The sequence below is a fragment of the Hydrogenophaga sp. genome (genome assembly GCF_031426985.1).
In the GTDB taxonomy this organism is placed as follows: domain Bacteria; phylum Pseudomonadota; class Gammaproteobacteria; order Burkholderiales; family Burkholderiaceae_C; genus Hydrogenophaga.
This window is the reverse complement of record NZ_JASJOY010000002.1, coordinates 22,973-29,007: the sequence shown is the minus strand read 5'-3', so window position 1 is coordinate 29,007 and position 6,035 is coordinate 22,973. Positions and strand designations below refer to the sequence as shown.

Sequence of the window (6,035 nt, the reverse complement as noted above, 5' to 3'; positions counted from 1 at the left end):
AGCACCAGCGCAATTTCAAGTTCTTCGACGCACCGGTGGGCCTGATGTTCACGCTGGACAAGGTCATGGGCCGCGGTTCGCTGGTGGACTACGGTATGTTCCTGCAGAGCATCATGGTGGCCGCGCGCGGGCACGGCCTGCACACCTGCCCGCAGGCCGCGTGGAACGGTTTTGCCAAGATCATCCTGCCGCACATCGGCGCGGGCGAGAACGAACTGCTGGTCTGCGGCATGGCGCTGGGCTACGCCGATCCGGCCGATCCGGTCAACGGTTTCCACACGCCGCGCGAGACCGTCGCCAGCTTCACGCATTGGCTGGAATAATCGCTGCCTTTGTTTCCCATCCATTCGAAGGACATCACATGATCACCACCCCCAGCGGCCTGCAGTACGAAGACACCGTGGTTGGCAACGGCGACGAAGCCAAAGCCGGCCGCCCCGTTCAGGTGCACTACACCGGCTGGCTGTTCAACGACGGCGTGCAGGGCAGCAAGTTCGACTCCAGCAAGGACCGCGGCCAGCCTTTTGAATTCCCGCTCGGCGCCGGTCACGTCATCAAGGGCTGGGACGAAGGCGTGCAAGGCATGAAGGTCGGCGGCACGCGCCGCCTGGTCATCCCCGCCGCACTGGGCTACGGTGCCCGTGGCGCTGGCGGCGTGATCCCGCCCAACGCCACGCTGCTGTTCGAAGTGGACCTGCTGGCGGTCTGACCCTCCCCGTTCCCGCGCCACTTCGCGTCACCGCGCCCCTGCAAGGGGGCGCCGCCCGCCGCCCGGTCCCGCCGGTGCTGCGGCTGCCGCCGGAAGCGGCGCCATGCGCCTCGAAAAAACATGAGCCCGCGCCTCGCTGCGCGGCCGCTCGCTGGAGACAAGACTTGAACAAGCCCCTTCTTCCCCGCCTGCTGGCGCTGGCCGGTGGCCTGCTGCCCGTGTTGTCGCACGCTTCGGAGCTCAACGGCGCCGACCTCTCGGTGCTCTGGGGCGTCCCGTTTGCGGGCATCCTGCTGTCCATCGCCGTCATGCCGCTGGTGGCGCCCATCTTCTGGCACCACCACTTCGGCAAAGTCGCGGCGGCCTGGGCCCTGGCTTTCCTGCTGCCGTTCGCCTTCGTGTTCGGCCCCGGGGCGGCGGGGGCGGGGGTGGTGCACGCGCTGCTGGCCGAGTACATCCCCTTCATCATCCTGCTGACGGCCCTGTTCACGGTGGCCGGCGGCATCTACATCAAGGGCAACCTGCACGGCAGTCCGGCGCTGAACACCGGCATCCTGGCCATGGGTGCGCTGCTGGCCAGCCTGATGGGCACCACCGGCGCCTCGATGCTGCTGATCCGCCCGCTCATCCGCGCCAACGACAACCGCAAGCACATGGCGCACGTGGTGGTGTTCTTCATCTTCATCGTTTCCAACGCCGGCGGCTCGCTCACGCCGCTGGGCGACCCGCCGCTGTTCCTGGGCTTCCTCAAGGGCGTGGAGTTCAGCTGGACGCTGGTCCACATCCTGCCCGAGACAGCGTTCCTGGTCGGCGTGCTGCTGGCGCTGTTCTATGCGCTGGACTGGTGGTACTACCACAAGCGGGAAGAGGTCCGGCCCATGGACCCGACGCCCGACGACCGCGGGTTCGGCTTCGACGGCAGCATCAATTTCCTGCTGCTCGTCGGGGTGGTGGGCCTGGTGCTGATGAGTGGCCTGTGGAAGTCGGACGTGGGGTTCCACATCGCCGGCACCGAAGTCGGCCTGCCCGGCCTCCTGCGCGACCTCGGCCTGCTCGCCATCACCGTGGCGTCGCTGCAGCTCACGCCCAGCGGGGTGCACGCCGACAACCAGTTCAGCTGGGGCCCGATGCAGGAAGTCGCCAAGCTGTTTGCCGGGATCTTCCTGACCATCATCCCGGTCATCGCCATGCTCAAGGCCGGTGTGGACGGCCCGTTCGGCGCCGTCGTGCGCGCGGTCACCAACCCGGACGGCACGCCCAACCCGGCCATGTACTTCTGGGCCACCGGCATCCTGAGTTCTTTCCTGGACAACGCGCCGACCTACCTGGTGTTCTTCAACACCGCTGGTGGCGACGCACAGCTGCTGATGACCACGCTGGCGCCGACGCTGGTGGCCATTTCGGCCGGCGCGGTGTTCATGGGGGCCAACAGCTACATCGGCAACGCGCCCAACCTGATGGTCAAGGCCATTGCCGAGGACCGTGGCGTGAAGATGCCCAGTTTCTTTGGCTACATGGCCTGGTCCTTCGGCATCCTGGTGCCGCTGTTTGCCCTCATGACCTGGCTGTTCTTCGCGTGAGCTGACAGCGCCGGGCCCAGGGTGGCGATTACCATCGGCGCATGACCATTGCGCGCCCCGCCATCCTGATCGCCCGAGCCGTTTTTCCCGAGGTGGAGCACAAGCTCCGCCAGCATTTTGAGGTCGAGGCCGCACCGCCTGGTGTGGTCTGGTCCCCGTCGCAGCTGGTGGAGCGGCTGCAGGGCAAGGTCGGGGTGCTGACCACGGGGGGCGAGCGCATCGACGCGGCGCTGCTGGCGGCCTGCCCGCAGCTCAAGATCGTGGCCAACCTCGCGGTGGGGTTCAACAACTTCGACCTGCCGGCCATGACGGCGGCCGGTGTGCTGGGCACCAACGCCCCCGACGTGCTGACCGAGACCACGGCCGACTTCGGTTTTGCGCTGCTCATGGCCACCGCGCGCCGCGTGACCGAGAGCGAACATTTCCTGCGCGCCGGGCAATGGAAGGAATGGTCGCTGGACCTGTTCGCCGGGGCCGAGGTGCACGGCAGCACGCTGGGCATTCTGGGCATGGGCCGCATCGGCCAGGCCATCGCGCGCCGCGGTGCGCTGGGCTTCGGCATGCAGGTGATCTACCACAACCGGTCCCGGCTGGAACCCGACAAGGAAGCGGCCTGCCAGGCCCGCTACGTGGGCAAGGACGCGCTGTTCGAGCAGGCCGACCACCTGGTGCTGGTGCTGCCCTACACGCCGGCGGCGCACCACACGGTGGGCGCCGCCGAGCTCGCGCGCATGAAGCCGACGGCCACTCTCGTGAACATCGCGCGCGGCGGCATCGTTGACGAGAACGCGCTGGTCGCCGCGCTGCGCGAACGGCGCATCGCCGCCGCCGGGCTGGACGTGTTCGAGGGCGAGCCCACCGTCAACCCCGCGCTGCTGACCGTGCCCAACGTGGTGCTCACGCCGCACATCGCCAGCGCCACCATCCCCACGCGCACGGCCATGGCCACGCTGGCGGCCGACAACCTGATCGCCTTCCTGACCGAGGGCCGGGCACTGACGCCGCTGAACCCGCAGGTGATCAGCGCATGAGCGACGCCGTGTGGATCTTCATCCTGCTGGCGCTGGGCCTGGTCCATGCGCTGCTGCTGCTCTGGCTGTTGCTGCGCCGCCCGCCGGTCAGCGCCGAAGAAGCCGCGCAGCGCCAGCAGCTGCTGGGCACCCTGCAGCAGCAGGGGCAGGCCACGCAGCAGCGCATCGAGCGGGTGGAAAGCGAGCTGCGCCGCGAGCTGGGCGATAGCGCGCGCACCGGCCGGCAGGAGATCCAGCAGACCCTGGCCACCTTCCAGGAAACCATCACCCGCCAGGACGCCGAGGCCACCCGCACCCAGAGCAGCCAGCTCGACGCCTTTGCCCAGCAGCTGCTGGCGCTGCGCGGCACGCTGGGCGACACGCTGACCCAGCAGCTGCAGTCCATCAGCCTGGGCATGAGCCAGCAGGCGCAGGAGGCCACGCGCACGCAGAACGCACAGATCGATGCCTTTGCCCAGCAGCTGGTGCAGCTGCGCGGCACCCTGGGCGACACGCTGACGCAGCAGCTCAAGGCCCTGATGGAGAGCAACGAGCGCCGCCTGGGCGAGATGCGCGCCACGCTGGAAGCGCAGATCACCCAGCTGCAGACCAGCAACGCCGCCAAGCTCGACGAGATGCGCGCCACCGTGGACGAGAAGCTGCAAAGCACGCTGGAGACCCGGCTGGGCGAGAGCTTCAAGCAGGTGGCCGAACGGCTGGAGCAGGTGCACAAGGGCCTGGGCGAGATGCAGAACCTGGCGCAGGGCGTGGGCGACCTCAAGCACCTGCTGAGCAATGTGAAGACGCGCGGCATGTTCGGTGAAGCCCAGCTGGGCGCGCTGCTGGAGCAGGTGTTTTCGCCCGAGCAGTACGCCACCCAGGTGGCCACGCGTCCGGGCAGCCGCAACATGGTGGACTTCGCGGTGCGCCTGCCGGGGCGTGGCGACGACGGTGCGCCGTGCTGGCTGCCGATCGACGCCAAGTTTCCGAACGAAGATTACGAGCGCCTGCTGGACGCGCAGCAGCGCGCCGATGCCGAAGGCGCCGAGCTGGCCGCGCGCGGGCTGGAGCAGCGCATCAAGCTCGAAGCCAAGAGCATGGCCGAGAAGTACCTGGAGCCGCCGCACACCACCGACTTCGCCATCCTGTTTTTGCCCACCGAAGGCCTGTACGCCGAGGTGCTGCGCCGCCCGGGGCTGATGGAGACGCTGCAGCGCGAGCACCGCGTCACGCTGACCGGCCCGACCACGCTGATGGCCATGCTCAACGCGCTGCAGATGGGCTTTCGCACGCTGGCGCTGGAGAAGCGCAGCAGCGAGGTGTGGCAGGTGCTGGGCGCGGTCAAGACCGAGTTCGGCAAGTTTGGCGACGTGCTGGCCAAGGTCAAGAACCAGACCCAGACCGTGCTCAACACCCTGGACGCCGCCGAAACCCGCAGCCGCGCCATGGGCCGCGCCCTGAAGACGGTGGAAGCGCTGCCGCAGGACCGGGCGCAGGCCTTGCTGCCGGCCGATTCCCTGGACGTGCCCGAGGCAGACCGCACTTGAAACCCGGCACCCGCCGCGCGCTGGCGCGCCTGATCGGCGCTCAGGTGTGTGTGCACGCGTGCATGACCGGCTTTCGCATGGCGGCGCCGCTGATGGCGCTGCGCGAGGGGTACAGCGCGGCGGCCGTGGGTGTGCTGCTGGCCTTGTTCGCGCTGGCCCAGGTGTTTCTGGCCCTGCCCGCCGGGCGCTATGCCGAACGCCACGGCCTGTTCAAACCGTTTGTGCTGGCCAGTGCCGTGGGCACGGCCGGCGGCTTGCTGGCGGTGGCCTGGCCGCACTTTGTGGTGCTGTGCGTCACGGCGCTGAGCAGCGGCGCCGCCGTGTGCGTGGCCATGATCGCGCTGCAGCGCCACGTGGGGCATCTGGCGGCCGATGCCACCGAACTGCGCCAGGTGTTCAGCTGGGTGGCCATCGGGCCGTCCATCTCGAACTTTCTGGGGCCGTTCCTGGCGGGGTTGCTGATCGACGCCAGCGGCTTTCGCGCGGCGTATCTGCTGCTGGCGCTGTTGCCCTCGCTGGCCTGGTGGTGGGTGCGTGGTGTGCCCGAGCACCCGGTCGCGAGCACCGGGGCACCGCAGCGCAGCGGCTCGTCGTGGAACCTGCTGCGCGACCGGCCGTTTCGCCACCTGATGCTGATCAACTGGATGCTCGCGTCCTGCTGGGATGTGCACACGTTTCTGGTGCCGGTGCTGGGGCACGAGCGCGGGCTGTCGGCCACGGTGATCGGCTCCATCCTGGGTGCGTTCGCGCTCGCGGCCACCGCCGTCCGCCTGCTCATGCCCTGGCTGGCCGCGCGCCTGCACGAGGGCACGGTGATCGGCAGTGCCATGGTCAGCACCGCGCTGCTGTTTGGCCTGTACCCGCTGGTGCACACCGCCTGGGCCATGGCCCTGCTGTCGGTGCTGCTGGGCTTTGCCCTGGGCTCGGTGCAGCCCATGGTGATGAGCACCCTGCACCAGATCACCCCCAAGCACCGGCACGGCGAGGCCCTGGGGCTGCGTTCCATGGCCATCAACGGGTCCAGCGTGGTGATGCCGCTGCTGTTCGGCTCGGCGGGGGTGCTGGTGGGGGTGGGGGGTGTGTTCTGGGTCGTCGGTGCGGTGGTCGGCGGCGGCTCGCACCTGGCCTGGCGCATGCGCCGGCAGGCCGCGTTGTCGACCCCGCCGCCGCCTTTGAGCCACCCTTGAGC

6 protein-coding genes are annotated in these 6,035 nt (G+C 69.0%); all 6 read left to right on the top strand.

Annotation, left to right across the window (positions count from 1 at the left end):
• The coding region (locus RMP09_RS00150; protein WP_310563977.1) for a nitroreductase at positions 1–323 on the top strand (323 nt) is incomplete at its 5' end.
• Positions 324–361: 38 nt separating this feature from the next.
• On the top strand, positions 362–709 hold the full coding sequence (locus tag RMP09_RS00145; protein ID WP_310563976.1) for an FKBP-type peptidyl-prolyl cis-trans isomerase: 348 nt from the start codon (positions 362–364) through the stop codon (positions 707–709).
• A gap of 164 nt (positions 710–873) precedes the next feature.
• Entirely contained in the window at positions 874–2,289 is a 1,416-nt protein-coding gene (locus RMP09_RS00140) for a sodium:proton antiporter (RefSeq protein WP_310563975.1), read from the top strand.
• Positions 2,290–2,336: 47 nt separating this feature from the next.
• The gene (locus tag RMP09_RS00135) at positions 2,337–3,320 is read left to right on the top strand and encodes a D-glycerate dehydrogenase (RefSeq protein WP_310563979.1); all 984 of its coding nucleotides are present in this window, start codon (positions 2,337–2,339) and stop codon (positions 3,318–3,320) included.
• A complete protein-coding gene (gene rmuC / locus RMP09_RS00130) occupies positions 3,317–4,846 on the top strand; it encodes a DNA recombination protein RmuC (protein WP_310563974.1) in 1,530 nt (509 codons plus the stop codon). Before RMP09_RS00135 ends, rmuC begins: the two co-directional genes overlap by 4 nt.
• Positions 4,843–6,033 (top strand): MFS transporter, encoded by a 1,191-nt coding sequence (locus RMP09_RS00125; RefSeq protein ID WP_310563973.1) that lies wholly within the window; start codon positions 4,843–4,845, stop codon positions 6,031–6,033. Before rmuC ends, RMP09_RS00125 begins: the two co-directional genes overlap by 4 nt.
• The last annotated feature ends 2 nt before the right edge of the window (positions 6,034–6,035 follow it).